15 protein-coding genes are annotated in these 16,779 nt (G+C 32.2%); 9 read left to right on the forward strand and 6 right to left on the reverse strand.

Annotated features, from left to right (window positions below):
• Positions 1-956: tetratricopeptide repeat protein (locus tag QZ260_RS03370; protein WP_295982734.1), on the forward strand; the 956-nt coding region annotated here is incomplete at its 5' end.
• On the opposite strand, the gene rsmG is transcribed toward QZ260_RS03370, so the two are convergent.
• Positions 957-1,586, reverse strand: a complete 630-nt coding sequence (rsmG, locus tag QZ260_RS03375) for a 16S rRNA (guanine(527)-N(7))-methyltransferase RsmG (RefSeq protein WP_295982736.1) — start codon at positions 1,584-1,586, stop codon at positions 957-959.
• A 231-nt stretch (positions 1,587-1,817) separates the two neighbouring features.
• Here rsmG and QZ260_RS03380 point away from each other — a divergent pair, with 231 nt between their 5' ends.
• Both QZ260_RS03380 and QZ260_RS03385 read left to right on the forward strand, forming a co-directional pair.
• Complete coding sequence (locus QZ260_RS03380) at positions 1,818-2,912, forward strand: acyl-CoA desaturase (RefSeq protein ID WP_295982740.1); 1,095 nt, start codon at positions 1,818-1,820, stop codon at positions 2,910-2,912.
• 36 nt (positions 2,913-2,948) lie between these two features.
• Positions 2,949-4,133, forward strand: coding sequence for a pyridoxal phosphate-dependent aminotransferase (locus QZ260_RS03385; protein WP_295982743.1), 1,185 nt, complete (start codon positions 2,949-2,951; stop codon positions 4,131-4,133).
• 71 nt (positions 4,134-4,204) lie between these two features.
• Here the strand turns inward: QZ260_RS03385 and QZ260_RS03390 are convergent, their stop codons facing one another.
• The 3 genes from QZ260_RS03390 to trkA form a co-directional block, all read right to left on the reverse strand.
• A complete protein-coding gene (locus tag QZ260_RS03390; RefSeq protein WP_295982744.1) occupies positions 4,205-4,459 on the reverse strand; it encodes a hypothetical protein in 255 nt (84 codons plus the stop codon).
• A gap of 232 nt (positions 4,460-4,691) precedes the next feature.
• Positions 4,692-6,185, reverse strand: a complete 1,494-nt coding sequence (locus tag QZ260_RS03395; RefSeq protein WP_295982745.1) for a potassium transporter TrkG — start codon at positions 6,183-6,185, stop codon at positions 4,692-4,694.
• 10 nt (positions 6,186-6,195) lie between these two features.
• Positions 6,196-7,545, reverse strand: coding sequence for a Trk system potassium transporter TrkA (trkA, locus tag QZ260_RS03400; protein ID WP_295982747.1), 1,350 nt, complete (start codon positions 7,543-7,545; stop codon positions 6,196-6,198).
• A 138-nt stretch (positions 7,546-7,683) separates the two neighbouring features.
• On the opposite strand from trkA, the gene ubiE reads away from it, so the two are divergent.
• Together ubiE and QZ260_RS03410 are read left to right on the forward strand one after the other, a co-directional pair.
• Entirely contained in the window at positions 7,684-8,409 is a 726-nt protein-coding gene (ubiE, locus tag QZ260_RS03405; protein WP_295982749.1) for a bifunctional demethylmenaquinone methyltransferase/2-methoxy-6-polyprenyl-1,4-benzoquinol methylase UbiE, read from the forward strand.
• Between the two features lie 4 nt (positions 8,410-8,413).
• Complete coding sequence (locus QZ260_RS03410) at positions 8,414-9,145, forward strand: porin family protein (protein ID WP_295982750.1); 732 nt, start codon at positions 8,414-8,416, stop codon at positions 9,143-9,145.
• Between the two features lie 66 nt (positions 9,146-9,211).
• On the opposite strand, the gene QZ260_RS03415 is transcribed toward QZ260_RS03410, so the two are convergent.
• Positions 9,212-9,931: an RNA methyltransferase gene (locus QZ260_RS03415; RefSeq protein WP_295982755.1), complete on the reverse strand. Its 720-nt coding sequence runs from the start codon at positions 9,929-9,931 to the stop codon at positions 9,212-9,214.
• 116 nt (positions 9,932-10,047) lie between these two features.
• Here QZ260_RS03415 and QZ260_RS03420 point away from each other — a divergent pair, with 116 nt between their 5' ends.
• From QZ260_RS03420 to accD, 3 genes are all read left to right on the forward strand, one after another.
• Entirely contained in the window at positions 10,048-12,573 is a 2,526-nt protein-coding gene (locus QZ260_RS03420) for a BamA/TamA family outer membrane protein (RefSeq protein WP_295982756.1), read from the forward strand.
• A gap of 134 nt (positions 12,574-12,707) precedes the next feature.
• On the forward strand, positions 12,708-13,775 hold the full coding sequence (fbaA, locus tag QZ260_RS03425) for a class II fructose-bisphosphate aldolase (protein ID WP_295982760.1): 1,068 nt from the start codon (positions 12,708-12,710) through the stop codon (positions 13,773-13,775).
• 364 nt (positions 13,776-14,139) lie between these two features.
• Positions 14,140-14,997 carry an acetyl-CoA carboxylase, carboxyltransferase subunit beta gene (gene accD, locus QZ260_RS03430; RefSeq protein WP_295982763.1) on the forward strand — a complete coding sequence of 286 codons (858 nt, stop codon included), beginning with the start codon at positions 14,140-14,142 and terminating at the stop codon, positions 14,995-14,997.
• Between the two features lie 28 nt (positions 14,998-15,025).
• Here accD and QZ260_RS03435 read toward each other — a convergent pair whose 3' ends face one another.
• Positions 15,026-16,135 (reverse strand): sensor histidine kinase, encoded by a 1,110-nt coding sequence (locus tag QZ260_RS03435; protein WP_295982765.1) that lies wholly within the window; start codon positions 16,133-16,135, stop codon positions 15,026-15,028.
• A gap of 172 nt (positions 16,136-16,307) precedes the next feature.
• Here QZ260_RS03435 and rpsO point away from each other — a divergent pair, with 172 nt between their 5' ends.
• Positions 16,308-16,577, forward strand: coding sequence for a 30S ribosomal protein S15 (rpsO, locus tag QZ260_RS03440; RefSeq protein ID WP_295982766.1), 270 nt, complete (start codon positions 16,308-16,310; stop codon positions 16,575-16,577).
• Positions 16,578-16,779: the final 202 nt, after the last annotated feature.

Below are 16,779 nucleotides of genomic sequence, written 5' to 3' on the forward strand. Positions count from 1 at the left end.
AAAAACATATTATTCTATTACTTATCATGTGTCCAATATTTGGATTCGCACAAGCAAATAAATTATTTAGACAAGCAACTCGAACCAATAATTTAAGCGAAAAAATATCATTATTAACTCAAGTTATAGAATTAGAACCGCAGAACTTAGATGCTTACTTCTATAGAGCCATAGCGAAAAATGACCTAGGTAATTACCGTGGAGCGATTGTTGATTATTCAAAAATTATTGTTACAGAACCTGATGCGGACACTTATTTTAATAGAGGTAATTCCAGATACAGTTTAAAAGATTTTACTGGCGCTAAAGAAGATTATGCAAAAGCGTTTATGCTTGATAAAAATTTTATTGATGCCCTTTATAGTTTGGCATGTGTAAAACTTGATTTAGATGAATACGAAAATGCTATTAAAGATTTTACAGGTGTTATTAAACAAGTTCCTGATAATTATGACACCTACACTAAAAGAGCTTCGGCTTACAAAGCCCTTAAACAATTCACAAACGCATTGAATGATTATTCTATGGCTATTTTGATTGAACCCAATGCAGATAATTACTTTAATCGTGGGGCTTTCTTAATGGATATTAAATATTACCAAGACGGTAATACCGATTTAACAAAATCTTTAAGACTCAACAATAACAATTCATTTGCTCATTTTTATAGAGGTGCTTCCAATTTATTTTTAGGTAAATTTATTGATGCTATTTCTGATTTTTCAGAGGCCATTAAATTTGACTCCATGGATTTTGATGCGTATTTAGGGCTTGCCATGGCCCATCTTAAGGTTAATGATACAACTCGTGCAAAATTGAACTTTAATAAAGCGAATGCTATACTTATCCCTAGCAAAAAACTATCAACTATTGAGCAGTACAATAATACCTACTGGTTTCACAATCAATATTTCTATTTCAATAATTCTATAAATGCATTGGTTAACTTGAAATAGTTATCCTCGAAATTTCATAGGAAGATGCACCACCTTTTTGGTTTCGTAAAAGTCTTCTTCAAAATAATCACTTAAGTTATAAATTGTTGTGGTTTTATAGCCTTGAAGTTCTTCTGATAAATCACCTCCCTTTAAATACAGTATACCATTTTTAAGATCATGGTTTTGGTGTTTAGCTATTTTACCTTTTACCCAATGCACAAAGGTTGGCATTGCAGCAACTGCTCTACTTATTATAAAATCATATTTACCATCAATATCTTCTACTCTACTGTGCGTTGTTTTCACGTTAGTTAGCTCTAAACCCGTAACAACCTCGTCAACCACTTTTAATTTTTTAGCAATACTATCTACTAAGTGAAACGAACATTCTGGAAACAGAATAGCTAAAGGGATTCCCGGAAAACCTCCCCCAGTACCAACATCAAGAAGCTTACTTCCATCCGTAAAACTTATAACTTTAGCTATACCTAAAGAATGTAATACATGCCTCATATAAAGTTCATCTATATCCTTTCGAGACACTACGTTAATTTTTAGATTCCAATCTTGATATAACGATTCAAGTTGTTCAAATTTTTGTATTTGGTCTTCCGTAAGATTAGGGAAATACTTTAAAATGAGTTTCATATGTTGTTCTGTTTAATTAAATCTATCGGACGACATTCGCATAAAAAATACCTCTATTACCCTAGAAACATTTAGTTCTGCTCATTTCATTACTGTTAAATTTTCAACAAAAATATACTTTTTATATACATATTTTTACAAAAAAACGTTATTACTTCAAATGGTTTATACTTATATTTGCCTTAGGTAAGTCAAACAATTTTTATTATTTATCGTATTAAAATTAATAACATGACTAAACAAGCACTTTCGTTTTCTAGAAAAGATCCTGCAAAGTTTTTTAAAACACTTAACAAACGTGTAAACGACTATTTTAAAGAAAATAACTTAAAGCGAACTGGAAACTGGAAATTATACACAAAAGCTATTGTGATGTTCTCCCTATTAATAGTTCCTGTTGTTTTAATTTTAACCGTAGATTTACCCACTTGGGCGCAAATACTAGGTATGGTAATTGCGGGAATTGGTATGGCTGGTGTTGGCATGAATGTTATGCACGATGCAAACCATGGCTCTTTTTCAAGTAAAAAATGGGTTAACAAACTAATGGGTAGCAGCATCTACATTTTAGCAGGAAACGACTATAATTGGAAAGTACAACACAATGTATTACATCATACTTACACTAATATTCAAGGGCACGATGAAGATATTGATGCTGGAAGAATTATTAGATTTTCTAAACACACCAAATGGCTTAGAATTCATAAATACCAAAAATACTATGCGTTCTTCTTATACGGTTTGTTAACTGCAAACTGGGCAGTTACAACTGATTTTGTGCAAACCTATAAATATCTTAAGAGAAAATTAGCATATGGTAAAATGCCTCATCCTGCTACGCAATGGACAAAACTTATTATAGGTAAAATTGTATATTATTCTTTATGGTTTGTTTTACCAATATCACTAGGTTTTGCATGGTGGAAAGTTTTAATAGGATTCTTAGTTATGCATTATACAGCAGGAATCATCTTAAGTGTTGTATTCCAGTTGGCACACGTTATGCCTAATACAGAAATGCCGTTACCAGATGAAGAGGGAAACATGAAAAATACTTGGGCTATTCATCAATTGTTTACTACCTCAAATTTTTCACCAAAAAGTTGGTTGGCAGAATTTTATACTGGCGGATTAAACAGACAAGTAGAGCACCATTTGTTCACTAATATTAGCCATGTGCATTACAGTAAAATAGCAAAAATAGTTAAAGAAACTGCACAAGAATTCAGCTTACCTTATAATGAATACAACACCTTTTGGCAAGCTGTTTCCGAACATTACAATCAATTAAAAATGTTAGGCAAAAAACCTAGTATAGCCTAAAATTCATACTTACACTTATTAAACAAATAACCAAAAATGCAATTACTATCTGATAGAATTTTAAACATGGCTACGTCTGCTACTCTAGCAATGGCTGCAAAAGCGAGAGAACTTAGAGGCGAAGGAAAAGATATTATTGGCTTAAGTTTAGGAGAACCTGATTTTAATACTCCTGATTTTATTAAAGAAGCCGCTATACAAGCAATTAATGATAACTACAACTCCTATTCACCAGTTGATGGGTATGTTGAGTTAAAAGAAGCTATAATTACCAAGTTTAAACGTGATAATAATTTAACATATACTCCTTCTCAAATTGTTGTTTCTACAGGAGCAAAACAATCATTGGCAAATATTGCTGGCGTGATGCTTAATGAAGGTGATGAAGTTATTCTACCATGCCCATATTGGGTGAGTTATTCTGATATTGTAAAACTTTATGATGGTGTTCCTGTAGAGGTTAAAACATCTATTGATACCGATTTTAAAATGACTCCAAAACAGTTGGAGGCGGCTATTACACCAAACACAAAAATGATTTGGTTTAGCTCACCTTGCAACCCAAGTGGTTCAGTTTACAGTAAGACTGAATTAAGAGCTTTAGCAGATGTATTAGTGAAACACCCAAATATTTATGTCGTCTCTGATGAAATTTACGAACATATAAACTATGGTGAAGGACATGCAAGTATTGGGGAATTTGAGGATATGTATAACAATACTATAACGGTAAACGGTGTTTCTAAAGCATTCGCGATGACTGGATGGCGTATTGGATATATTGGTGCTCCAGAAAAAATAGCTAGAGCTTGTAATAAGATGCAAGGACAAATGACTAGTGGCGCTAACTGTATTGCACAACGAGCCGTAATCACAGCGCTAAATGAGTCCCCTTCCCGTGTTCAATATATGATTAACGAGTTTAAAGAACGTCGTGATTTAATACTAAAATTAGTTAATGGTATCGAAGGTTTTAAAGCCAATACACCAGATGGTGCCTTTTATGTGTTTCCTGATGTAACACATTACTTTGGAAAAACATTACGAGGTAAAAAGATAAATAATGCTACTGATTTTTCATTGTATTTATTAGAAGAAGCTCTTGTTGCTACGGTTACAGGCGAAGCTTTTGGAAATCCAGATTGTATTAGAATTTCTTATGCTGCTTCAAAAGAACAAATTATTGAAGCAATAAAACGAATTAAAGAAGTTGTGAGTTAAGTTACTCACGCCAATAAATGCTAAAAGGCCACTAAGTAATTAGTGGTCTTTTTTTGTTGTTTATTCTATCATTAATTAAAGATTAGAACTATAGTAATTAAAAACAATGATAGTTTTAATGTAGTTTCGGCTAAATTATTTATTAAATAGCTTCTACTTTTAATACATTGCTTTATACCAAAAATTGAAGTTGGTTTTTGATTGCTATAATTTTGCATTACAATAGTTTTATAGTGCGACGTTAAAAACCCAGAAGGTTTATTAATATAGTCTTCGTTTTGTTTAGGTACAGGTTCAAAGTTTTTAGTTAATAATACTAATTCCATGATTAATGATTTTTAATTGGTTATATAATATCGACGAGGAACTTTCTAAAATGTTACATCACACCATTAAAATCCTAGTGAAATTAGGGATAATTCACGTTAGTGATTGTCGTGAAAACGCCACAAAGAGTGACGAGTGAAGCCTAACAACCTTTTGAATTCGCTCAAGATAAACTTCAAGGGCTACCCTTATAGTAACTCCAAAAAAAAAAATTATACAACAAAATGTGAATTACCTATTTCGCCAGAAAAAAGGTGTAAATAAAATAAGCACTGTAAAAAGTTCTAAACGACCAATAAGCATTAAGAAACAAGCCCACCATTGTGCTAAAGGAGGCAATGCTGCATAGTTATTTACAGGTCCAAAATCCCCAAGTGCAGGACCAACATTACCTAAAGTAGATGCCGCTAAACCAATTGCCGATTTAAAATTAATTTCAAACATAGAAAACACCAAAGCACCTATTATAAAGGACAACATATATAGAATAAAAAATGCTAAGACGTTAAAAACAATAAACCTATTAATAGCTTTATTATTATAACGAACTGGTATGATTGCATTTGGGTGCAACGTGCGTTTAAACTCTAAAAAACTATTTTTAATCAATATTAAATGACGTACTACTTTCACACCCCCTGAGGTACTTCCTGCTGATCCGCCCAAAAACATAAGACCGAAAAATAAAACAACCAAAAAGGGCGTCCATAATGTATAATCTGCGGTAACAAAACCCGTTGTTGTTATAACAGATAATACTTGAAACAAACCATGTCTAAAAGCACTTTCAGCTTCTCCCCAAACCATTGGATGCACAATTGAAGACTTACTTATATCTGCACGAAAATAAATAATAACGGCCGCAATGATCGTAAATATAGCAATAAACTTAAAGTATAACTTAAACTCTTCATCATGGATTACTTTTTGAATTTTCCCCTTGAAAGCAAAATAACTAAGTACAAAATTAGTCCCTGCTAAAAACATAAATAATATGATGATATATTGTATTAAAGGTTGTCCATTCCAATATGCAATACTGGCATTTTTAGTAGAGAAGCCTCCCGTTGAAAGCGTACACAAGGAGTGATTAATAGCATCAAAAAAAGACATGCCAGCAACACTTAAAAGCAAGGTTTCTGCTGCAGTATAACCAAAATAAATAAGCCATAAACGTTTTGCTGTATCTGTAATTCTAGGATGTAATTTATCGGCGCTCGGTCCTGGAGCTTCCGCTGCAAAAAGCTGCATACCACCAATTCCAAGTAATGGTAAAATAGCAATGGCTAATACTATAATTCCCATTCCACCAATCCAATGCGTTAAACTACGCCAAAACAATATACCTTTGGGTACCGCTTCGATATCATTCAAAATTGAAGCTCCCGTAGTGGTATAACCAGACATCGTTTCGAAAAAAGCGTTTGTAAAACTAGGAATACTTTCTGTAAGTACATAAGGTAGAGTGCCGGATAATGACATGATTACCCATCCAAAACTTACAACAATATAACCCTCACGCTTATTTATTTCTTTTTTGTGACGCCTAGTAAAAACCATGGAAACAACTCCAACAAGTAATGTTATAATACCTGCCAAAAATATTTGAAATGTTACACCATCTTTATAAATTAAACTTACAAGTGCAGATAACAGCATAAAACCACCATTAAACAAAAGTAGTAGTCCTAAAAAGTGAAAAATAATTTTATAGTTGAGTTTCAATACTTAGATTTTAAAGAAATAATTTTTCAACGCGTTTTATTGATTTCAGCAGACAACATACTACAACACGATCACCCTCTTGAATTCTAAAACTACCCAGTGCTATAATACCAACACCATTTCTAATAACCCCTCCTATAGTTGCCGTTCTAGGGAAATCTATAGATTTAATTGTTTTATTACAAACAGCAGATGTTCCCTTTACCTCAAATTCCAACAACTCAGCGTTTAAATTACTCAGTTTCGTCATGGCAACAACTTCCCCCCTGCGTATGTATCTAAAAATATTATTTGCTGCTAACAGTTTTTTATTTATTAAAGTATCAATTCCAATAGAATGTGAAAGATCAAAATAGTCCATATTTTCGACCAAAGCTATCGTTTTTTTAACCCCTTTGGATTTCGCGACTAAACAAGACATAATGTTTGTTTCAGAATTAGCTCCAACTGCAATAAAGGCATCCATTTCACTAATGTTTTCTTCATCAAGTAAATCTACATTACGACCATCACTATTAATAACCAATACCTTTGTTAATTCTTCTGCAATTTCAAATGCTCTATCTCTATTTCCTTCTAAGAGCTTTACATTTAACCCTTTCTCACTTAAGTCTCTAGCTGTTTTATATGCTATTTGACTACCACCTAAAATCATCACGTTTTTAATAACTCTGTTAACTTTACCTGTAAGTCTACAAAGTTCATCCGCTCCACCTTCTGATGTTATAAAAACCACATTATCCCCTCGTTTAAACTTAGTGTCGCCCCTAGGAATAATCGTGTATTGCGTACCAAAACGTTGAATTGCAATAGGAACGAAATGTATTTCTGGAAAAATATCGGCAGCTTCTTTCACTGTTTTTCCAACAAAAGATGCTGACCTAGAAAGCGTTAATCCGGCCATAGTTAGTGCGCCATCCTCGAACTCGTAATTTTCGTTAAAGGATGATTGTTTTAATGATAATTCAATTTCTGAAGCTGCTAAAGCTTCTGGTGAAATCAACTCATCAATACCAAATTTTGTAAATCCAACCTCATCTTTATAATGGATAAATTCAGTATTAGAAATTCTTGCTATGGTTTTTTGAGCTCCAAGTTGTTTCGCTAAAACACATACTGTAATGTTAGTAGTTTCGCTTGATGTTACCGCTATAAATAATTCGCATGAATCAACACGAGCTTCTTTTAAAATAGAAATAGACGTTGCATCTCCTTTAATAACTCTAATATCTAAATGGGTATCCGCGTATGCTAAACTTTTTTTATTGGGATCAATTAAGTTTATTTCTTGAGATTCGTAAGACAATAATTTTGCCAAATGAAATCCAACTTCACCAGCACCTGCAATAATTATTTTCATTATTTAACTATCATAAAAAGTATAGCAAATATACTATAAAATAAATATTGCTAATCAAAATTGATTGATTATAATAATTAGAAATCTAATTATGTAAAGCTTTTCTAAAAGTTTATCTTTGCTCAAAAAATTTAAGATTTGTCAAAAGTAAAGCCTTACAAAAACAGCGATTTAGGTAAAAAAGACCAGGTTACTAAAATGTTCGATACAATTTCTAAAGATTATGATGGTTTAAACCGGGTAATTTCTTTTGGAATAGACATTAAATGGCGAAAAAAAGTAGTTAACCTAGTTAAAGAAGCCAATCCAGATACTATTTTAGATATTGCAACTGGAACTGGTGACCTGGCCATTAATCTTGCTAAAACTAATGCAACAAAAATTGTTGGTTTAGATATTAGCAGTGGTATGTTGGACATTGGAAAGCAAAAAATTAAAAAGAAATCTTTAGACTCTAAAATAGACATGATTTTGGGTGATTCTGAAGATATGCCTTTTGAAGATAATGCCTTTGATGCTATAACGGTTGCTTTTGGTGTACGTAACTTTGAAACCTTAGAAAACGGCTTAAAAGAAATATACAGAGTACTAAAACCCAACGGTACTTTTGTAATCTTAGAAACCTCTATCCCTGAAAAAACCCCTTATAAACAAGGCTATAAATTTTACACTAAAAACATTTTACCTCTTATTGGAAAAGCTTTTTCAAAAGACAGAAGTGCCTATAAATATTTATGCGAATCTGCATCCGTTTTTCCTTACGGAGAAGCTTTAAACAATATTTTACGTAAAAGTGGGTTTATAAATGTTGAAGATTTTCCACAAACATTAGGTGTGGCAACTATTTATAAATCATCTAAGTAATAATATGAAGTATTTTTTTGCGCTTATATCATTTTTATTCATCATTGAGTCTTCTAGCGCTCAGCTTTTTAAGAAAGAAAAAGTGCTTTATGATGCCAATCAAGGACGCGGATCTACAGATAATAATGCACTACGGTGGGGATATTTTTTGGGGATTAGCAATTACGATTTCAATTTTGATTACAATACCGATTTGCGTGATATTTATGTAAAGCGAAGCCCTGGTTTTAATGTGGGTTTAATCGGAAACTTGCGTATAAACAGCTTTATAGACTTACGTTTAGAACCAGGTTTATTAATTACTACAAGAGAATTATATTATAGTCAAGGTTGGTTTCAAGGCATTCCTGATGTAAAAGCCTCAGACTTAATTAGAGAGGTGAAATCTACATACATTCACATACCTTTATTAATAAAGATATCTACAAAACGTGTCAATAATTTTAAACCTTTTATTGTTGGAGGATTTTCTACAGCATTAAACCTATCAAGTAACGAAAACAACCCTGAAGACAATAGTAATGGACAGTTTAGAACAACTAAAAACTCTATTTTTTACGAACTAGGTTTTGGTATTGATTTTTATCTTTATAATTTCAAGTTTACACCATCAATTCGTGGTCTTTTTGGGATTAATGATGAATTGGTTAGAGATGAAGACCCCAACAGTCCTTGGACAACTAATATTGCAGGAATGAGAACACGAGGGGTTTTTATAAACTTTACGTTTCAATAAACGCTTTATCTCAATTTTATTTAAACTATTTACTGCAAACTATAGATTAATACTGCGAGTTTAAAATCAATTTCTACTAAATTCACTTAGTAAAATTGCTGTAGCCGTAGCTACATTCAAACTTTCAGTAGCTTGTAAATCGCCAAATCTTGGTATAGACATTTTTTCAGTAATCACAGCTTCAACTTCTTTTGAAACGCCATTAGCTTCATTACCCATTACTAAAACTCCGGTTTTGGGTAACGTTTTATGATACACATTCTCACCTTCCATAAAAGCACCAAAAACAGATGTTTCAATGCCTCTTAGAAAAGGCACCAAGTTCATATAACTAACATTAACCCTAGTTATAGAACCCATTGTTGCTTGAATTACTTTAGGATTAAAACAATCAACAGTTTCTTTACTACAAATTAATTCTTTCACTCCAAACCAATCACATAATCTAATAATAGTTCCTAAATTTCCTGGATCCCTTATTGAATCAAGAGCTACTATAAGTCCCGAATTATCAATAGGTTTTGATTCTGGAATTTTAAAAATAGCCAAAGCTTTATTAGGGGTGGTTAGAAAACTAATTCGCTTTAAATCTGAATCGGAAATTATAACTTCATCTTTGGCATCAATATTGAACGATGCTGTAGCATATAATTTCTGAAGCTCTAAATTGGATTGTAAAAGTTCTCTTATAGTTTTAACACCTTCAACGACAAAAAAACCATATTGCTGTCTATATTTTTTTTGCTTTAAACTCGTAATTAATTTTATTTGACTTTTAGAAAGCATTTATATTTTTTCTGTTTAAATAATGTATTTTTGAATATGTTATCAATATTTATATTACAAACTTACAAATACTGTTCTTTTTTAAAGTCTAAAACCTAAATTAACTATAATTTCATTTGAAAAAACAGCTCTCAAAAATATTATTTTTAGTACTACTTGCAATCGGCTTGTACTCTTGTGATACAGTAAAAAGAGTTGCTGAAGACGAACATTTACTTTCCAAAACTTCGGTTATTGTTAATGATAAAAAAGACAACACTGAAATCATAAATAGCCTTTTATACCAAAAGCCTAATAGAAAAATAGCAGGTATTCCGTTACGCTTGCATATTTACAATACTGCACGACCAAACAGAGACTCTTTATTTGAAACTTGGTTAAATAAGAGGCAAAAACGAAGAGCCCGATTAGAACGAAGGTATTCAATAAAACAGGTAAATAAATTAAAACAATCTGTGTTAGGCTTTAATAATTGGCTAAAAAGTACTGGCGAAGCTCCTACTATTGTAAATGAAGACGAAACTAAACGTTCTGTAAAACGTCTTAAAGATTATTACATTAATAATGGTTGGTTTAATGTTGAAGCTGATTTCGACATTAAAAAAAACGACAACAAACGTGCAGAAGTAAAATATAACGTTGAAACAAAACACCCTTTTCTAATTGATTCGATTTCAGATATATTAAAATCCCCGGTTATTGATTCTCTATATCAAAATATTAAAAAAAGCGCAATCATTAAAACTGGCGAACAGTATAGAACTTCAAATTTTGAAGAAGAGCGTGATCGAATTTCTACTTCATTACGTAATTCTGGATTATATCACTTTAATCAAGATTATATCACTTTTGAAATGGATACCATTGGAACTCACAAGAAGGTAAACGTTGGTATTAACATTCAAGACAGAGCCATTAGAACGCCCGATTCTATAAGAAGAGAACCATTTGAAATATACAAAATAAAGGATGTAAACATTATTACCGATTATACTTTTGATAACAGAAACAAACCATTTCAAGATTCTATTTCATACGGTAGTTACAAATTATATAGTTATGATAAAATTCGGTATAGACCAAAAGCCTTAACTGATGCTATTTTTATAACTCCTGGCGAAGTATTTAAGGATATTGACAGAACGAGAACTTACAGGTATATTAATGAGCTTCGGACATTTAAATATCCAAATATTGAATATACTGAAAACCGCGATAATACGCTTACTGACACCATTAGGCTTACACCATTAAAAAAGTTTAGTTTAAGTTTTAATGCCGATGTTTCACAAAGTGACATACAAACTGTTGGTTTTTCATTAAACCCAAGCTTGAAAATTAGAAATGTTTTTAAAGGAGCCGAAACTCTTGAAATATCAGGTATTGCCTCTATTGGCGCTTCAGATGACCTAAAAGAAGAAGGTGACCCATTTTTTGATATAATTGAATTTGGTGTAGATGTTAAGCTAACTATCCCAAGGCTTTTCTCTCCTTTTTATACTGAAAACATTATTCCTAAATACATGTCGCCCAGCACAAGAATTGGCTTAGCGACTACCAGTCAAAAAAATATCGGATTAGATAAACGAACTTTTAGTGGTAATTTTAGCTATAACTGGCTTCCTAACCCACAAGTTACGAACAGGCTGGATTTGTTTAATGTACAGTACGTTAGAAACCTAAATCCAGACAACTACTTTGGAGTTTATAATAATTCTTTCAGTTCTTTAAATAAAATAGCACAAGACGTTGGCTACATAGGTTCTGACAGCGATTTAACCATCCCTGATGGAGCGAACACTTTTATAGATTATGTCTTAAACCAAACAACCCCAAGTGAGATATCGAGTTCTCAATTAGAAACAATTAATGGTATAGATGAACGTCAAAACAGGCTTACAGAAAACAACCTTATACTGTCTTCAAGTTTCAACTTTACAAAGGATCAACGTACTAATTTATTTGATCATGACTTTTCAATTTTCCGTTTTAAACTAGAGCTAGCGGGTAATTTATTAGCTGGCACATCTAAACTCCTTGGGCTTAAGAAGGATAATGATGGGCGTTATGAATTTCTTAATGTCGCTTATTCGCAATATGTAAAAACAGAATTTGATTATATAAAGCACTGGGATTTAGGCAAAAAAAATGTACTTGCTACGCGGGCATTCTTTGGCATAGCCATCCCTTATGGAAACTCAAAAAGTATTCCATTTGCAAAAAGTTTTTTTGGAGGCGGACCTAACGATAATCGTGCGTGGTCTGCATATAATTTAGGCCCTGGAAGCTCAGAAACTACCAATGAGTTTAGCGAAGCAAATCTAAAACTGGCTTTTAGTGCAGAACAGCGCTTCAATATCTTTGGAAATTTAAACGGTGCTCTTTTTATTGACGCCGGTAACATTTGGAATGTTTTAGACAATGTTGAAGACGACAGAGCAACTTTTTCTGGATTTGACTCTTTAAAAGATATTGCTGTTGGTTCAGGTTTTGGTTTACGTTATGATTTCAGTTTTTTTGTATTCAGATTTGATATTGGCTTCAAAACCTACGATCCTTCTTATAGAGACAATAATAGATGGTTTAATGATTATAACTTTACTAATGCCGTTTATAACATTGGTATAAACTATCCTTTTTAGAGCCGTTTTCTTTAAATTATACTATAACGTTTTAGTATTACTTTGGTGTTTTCAAGCCCAAAAACAATCACAAATTATTTAAAAATTGATTACTTTCGCACTTACTAATTACAAATCATATTTAATTCTATAAAATGGGACACAATATAAAACCAGGAGTAGCTACAGGAAAAGAAGTTCAAGCTATTTTCAACCACGCAAAAGCTAATAATTATGCTCTACCAGCTGTAAACGTAATAGGCTCAGACACAATAAACGGTGTTTTAGAAACAGCAAAAGATTTAAATGCTCCAGTAATCATTCAATTTTCTAATGGTGGTGCGCAATTTAATGCAGGTAAAGGTTTAAGTAACGATGGCCAAAAAGCAGCTATTGCAGGTGCTGTTGCAGGTGCTAAACATGTACATACTCTAGCAGAAGCTTATGGTGTTCCAGTAATTCTACATACAGACCATTGTGCTAAAAAACTATTACCTTGGATTGATGGTCTATTAGACGCTAGTGAAAAACATTTTGCTGAAACTGGTAAATCTTTATTTAGTTCTCATATGATTGACCTTTCTGAAGAGCCAATCGAAGAAAACATTGAAATCTGTAAGCAATACCTTGAGCGCATGAGCAAAATGGGTATGACTTTAGAAATTGAACTTGGTATAACTGGTGGTGAAGAAGATGGTGTTGATAATACAGACGTTGATGATTCTAAACTATACACACAACCAGAAGAAGTAGCTTATGCTTACGAAGAGTTAAGTAAAGTAAGTCCACAATTCACAATTGCTGCTGCATTTGGTAACGTACACGGTGTTTATAAACCAGGAAACGTGAAATTAACGCCAAAAATCTTAAAGAATTCTCAAAATCATATCTCGAAAAAATATGGCGTAGAACATAATCACATCGATTTCGTTTTCCACGGTGGATCAGGATCTACAGTTGAAGAAATTCGTGAAGGTATTAGCTATGGCGTAATCAAAATGAATATTGACACTGATTTACAATACGCATTCATGACTGGTATTCGTGACTATATGGGAGACAAAGTTGAGTACTTAAAGTCTCAAATTGGAAACCCAGATGGTAGTGATTCTCCAAACAAAAAGTACTACGACCCAAGAGTTTGGTTACGCGCAGGAGAAGTTACTTTTGTAGAACGTTTAAAAAAGGCGTTTGAAGATTTAAATAATGTCAATACCTTATAAATTTAGGTAAATTTACCACAAATATATCTTAAAAAGGTTCTGTAATTAGCAGAATCTTTTTTGTTTATATAACTTAAAAACAGGTGATTACAAATAATAATTAATAAAATCATTTGTGTGTTACCACAAAATTAAAAAAAGGGTTAATTTTGTGATTGGGCTTTCTGCAGTCGCTTCCAGATAAAATCGGGACAGCTTCAACAAATGCCTCAAATGCTGTGTATCTACGATTTCATAAATTATAAAATCGAAATGCATGAGTAACTCGTAACACAGTTTTCGATTATCCGGATAATTTTAATCCGAAATCTTAAATAGTAAACATATCCTGAGCACGGTCAAAGGATTAAAATCGTAAAGCTTTATGTCTTGGTTTAAAAGAAAAACAAAAGGAATAACAACTACTACTGAAGAGAAAAAAGACACACCTAAAGGTTTGTGGTACAAATCTCCTACTGGTAAAATTGTTGACACAGAAGAGTTAGAAAAAAACTTCTATGTTAGTCCAGAAGATGGCTACCATGTTAGAATAGGTAGTAAAGAGTATTTTGAAATTCTTTTTGACGATAATAAATTCGAAGAATTAGATGCTAATTTAGAATCTAAAGACCCCCTAAAGTTTGAGGATACTAAAAAATACCCTGACCGTTTAAAAGCTGCTCAAAGTAAAACTAAATTAAAAGACGCTGTGAGAACAGCTGTTGGCAAATCTAAAGGTAAATACCTTGTTGTTGCCTGTATGGATTTCAGTTTTATTGGTGGCTCAATGGGAAGTGTTGTTGGAGAAAAAATCGCTAGAGCTGCAGATTACGCTTTAAAAAACAAACTACCGTTAATGGTAATTTCTAAATCTGGTGGAGCTCGTATGATGGAAGCTGCATTATCCCTAATGCAATTGGCTAAAACATCTGTGAAATTAGCACAATTAGCCGATGCTGGTCTTCCTTATATTTCGTTATGCACAGACCCTACAACTGGTGGTACAACGGCATCATTTGCTATGTTAGGTGATATTAATATTAGTGAACCAGGAGCTTTAATAGGTTTCGCAGGTCCTCGTATAGTAAGAGATACAACAGGAAAAGAATTACCAGAAGGGTTTCAAACTTCAGAGTTTTTATTGGAACATGGTTTCTTAGATTTTATAACACTTCGTAAAAATTTAAAACATAAGGTAAATCAATATTTAGATTTAATATTAAATCAACCTTTAAGAGCATAAAAAAAGCGAGCCAAATGGCTCGCTTTTTTTATGCTCCTTTAAGAAAAATTGAAAACTCGGTTCCTTGACCAATTTTACTAGTAACTTCTACTTTTCCTCCTAAAGATTCAATATGATTTCTAGTAATAAATAGCCCTAGGCCAATAGCATCTTTATTGTTGTGAAATGTCTTATAAAGTTGAAATAATTTTTTTCCATATTTTTCCATATCAATTCCTATTCCATTATCAGAAATCTTAAAAATAACAGAGTCGTTTTCAATCAATGACGTTAATTTAATTTTGGGTTCCCGTTCTTCAGACCTATATTTAATGGCGTTTGTTAAAAAATTCAAAATAATACTATCCAAATATGCTGGTATACCCTTAATTTTTAGTTCGTGATCTACATTATTTACAATAGTTGTTTTTGTGTTTTTAGCATAGGCAGTAACCGTATAAATTGCTTTTTCAACATAATCATGCAAATTTAAAGTCTCTAATTGTTGTGAATCTACTTGCTTAATTTTCGCAACTTCGGTTAAATGCGATACTGTCTCTTCTAAATTTTCAATAGCGTTTCTTAAAAGTACAAAACTTTCATTCTCTTTTAACCACGAAAATTCGTCTTCTAAAAATCCTTCTATTGTAGATAAATTGCCTGAATGAGATCGTAAATTATGGGTTATGATATCAGCGAAAGCTGTTAGTCGTTCATTTTGTTCTCTAACAACACTTAACATTAACCTGAGTTTATCTTGGTTTAATTTTCGACTTGTAACATCAGAGAACTGCCATATCATCTGACTTGGACTACCATCTGGGTTATTCATTAATGAAACGGATATTAAAACCCATATTATGGAACCATCTTTATGAAAATATCGTTGCCTAACTCTATATCTATTGATTTCTCCTTGCATTAAGTGCTGGTACTTTATAGTATGAATACCTAGATCTTCTCTGTAAATGATATTTTCAATGTTCATGTTGAATAACTCATTTCTTGCATAACCAAATAGTTCGCACACACTATCGTTTACCTTTATCCAATCACCATCTAAAGTCAATATGGCAATACCATCATAAGTATTATTGAAAATTTTCTCTAAAGAATCGTAGGTGTCAGGAAAGGTGCCTTGAGGCGATAGTGATTTCATGAATTTATGAGTTATTAATTATTTAAAAATTACTTAAACTATAAAATTCAATTCTTGGGAGAAATAATAGTAAAAGTTACGCAAAAAAATGTTTCAAACCAAAAAAGTATTATATTTGCCGATCGAAAGAAAGGCTTTCGTGTACATAACAATCATTTACAATAATATTAGCATGTATTTAGATCAAAAAGAAAAAGAGAAAATCTTTAAAAAACACGGTAATAATGCAAAAGACACTGGATCTGCAGAGGGACAAATTGCATTGTTTACGCACAGAATTAATTACTTAACAGGACACTTAAAAAACAATCGTAAAGATTACAATACTGAGCGTTCATTAGTAAAGTTAGTAGGTAAAAGAAGAAGCTTACTTGATTACTTAACAAAGAAAGATATCTTAAGATATCGTGCCATAGTTAAAGAATTAGGATTAAGAAAATAATTTAAAAAGAGGCTTTTATTAGCCTCTTTTTTGTTTTTGCGTTAGGGATTACGGCAGCATCCTTTTTTGACATTAAAAAGCAAAAAAGATATAGTTAAAGGCCCGACCTCTAAGGGGCGCACTCATAATATAACTCGAGCGTAAGAGTTTAAACTACGCATTAGAAGAAGCTAATTATAGTTTTTCATTGGTCACACACACA

The organism is uncultured Algibacter sp. (assembly GCF_905480415.1).
In the GTDB taxonomy this organism is placed as follows: Bacteria; Bacteroidota; Bacteroidia; order Flavobacteriales; family Flavobacteriaceae; genus Algibacter_B.

Excerpts from the sequence above, each read along its gene's own strand:
- QZ260_RS03410 (WP_295982750.1), top strand. The coding sequence starts at position 8,414 with ATGAAGTATTTTTTTGCGCTTATATCATTTTTATTCATCATTGAGTCT.
- QZ260_RS03380 (WP_295982740.1), top strand. The coding sequence starts at position 1,818 with ATGACTAAACAAGCACTTTCGTTTTCTAGAAAAGATCCTGCAAAGTTT.
- rsmG (WP_295982736.1), bottom strand. The coding sequence starts at position 1,586 with ATGAAACTCATTTTAAAGTATTTCCCTAATCTTACGGAAGACCAAATA.
- trkA (WP_295982747.1), bottom strand. The coding sequence starts at position 7,545 with ATGAAAATAATTATTGCAGGTGCTGGTGAAGTTGGATTTCATTTGGCA.
- QZ260_RS03415 (WP_295982755.1), bottom strand. The coding sequence starts at position 9,931 with ATGCTTTCTAAAAGTCAAATAAAATTAATTACGAGTTTAAAGCAAAAA.
- QZ260_RS03390 (WP_295982744.1), bottom strand. The coding sequence starts at position 4,459 with ATGGAATTAGTATTATTAACTAAAAACTTTGAACCTGTACCTAAACAA.
- rpsO (WP_295982766.1), top strand. The coding sequence starts at position 16,308 with ATGTATTTAGATCAAAAAGAAAAAGAGAAAATCTTTAAAAAACACGGT.
- accD (WP_295982763.1), top strand. The coding sequence starts at position 14,140 with ATGTCTTGGTTTAAAAGAAAAACAAAAGGAATAACAACTACTACTGAA.
- fbaA (WP_295982760.1), top strand. The coding sequence starts at position 12,708 with ATGGGACACAATATAAAACCAGGAGTAGCTACAGGAAAAGAAGTTCAA.
- QZ260_RS03435 (WP_295982765.1), bottom strand. The coding sequence starts at position 16,135 with ATGAAATCACTATCGCCTCAAGGCACCTTTCCTGACACCTACGATTCT.
- QZ260_RS03385 (WP_295982743.1), top strand. The coding sequence starts at position 2,949 with ATGCAATTACTATCTGATAGAATTTTAAACATGGCTACGTCTGCTACT.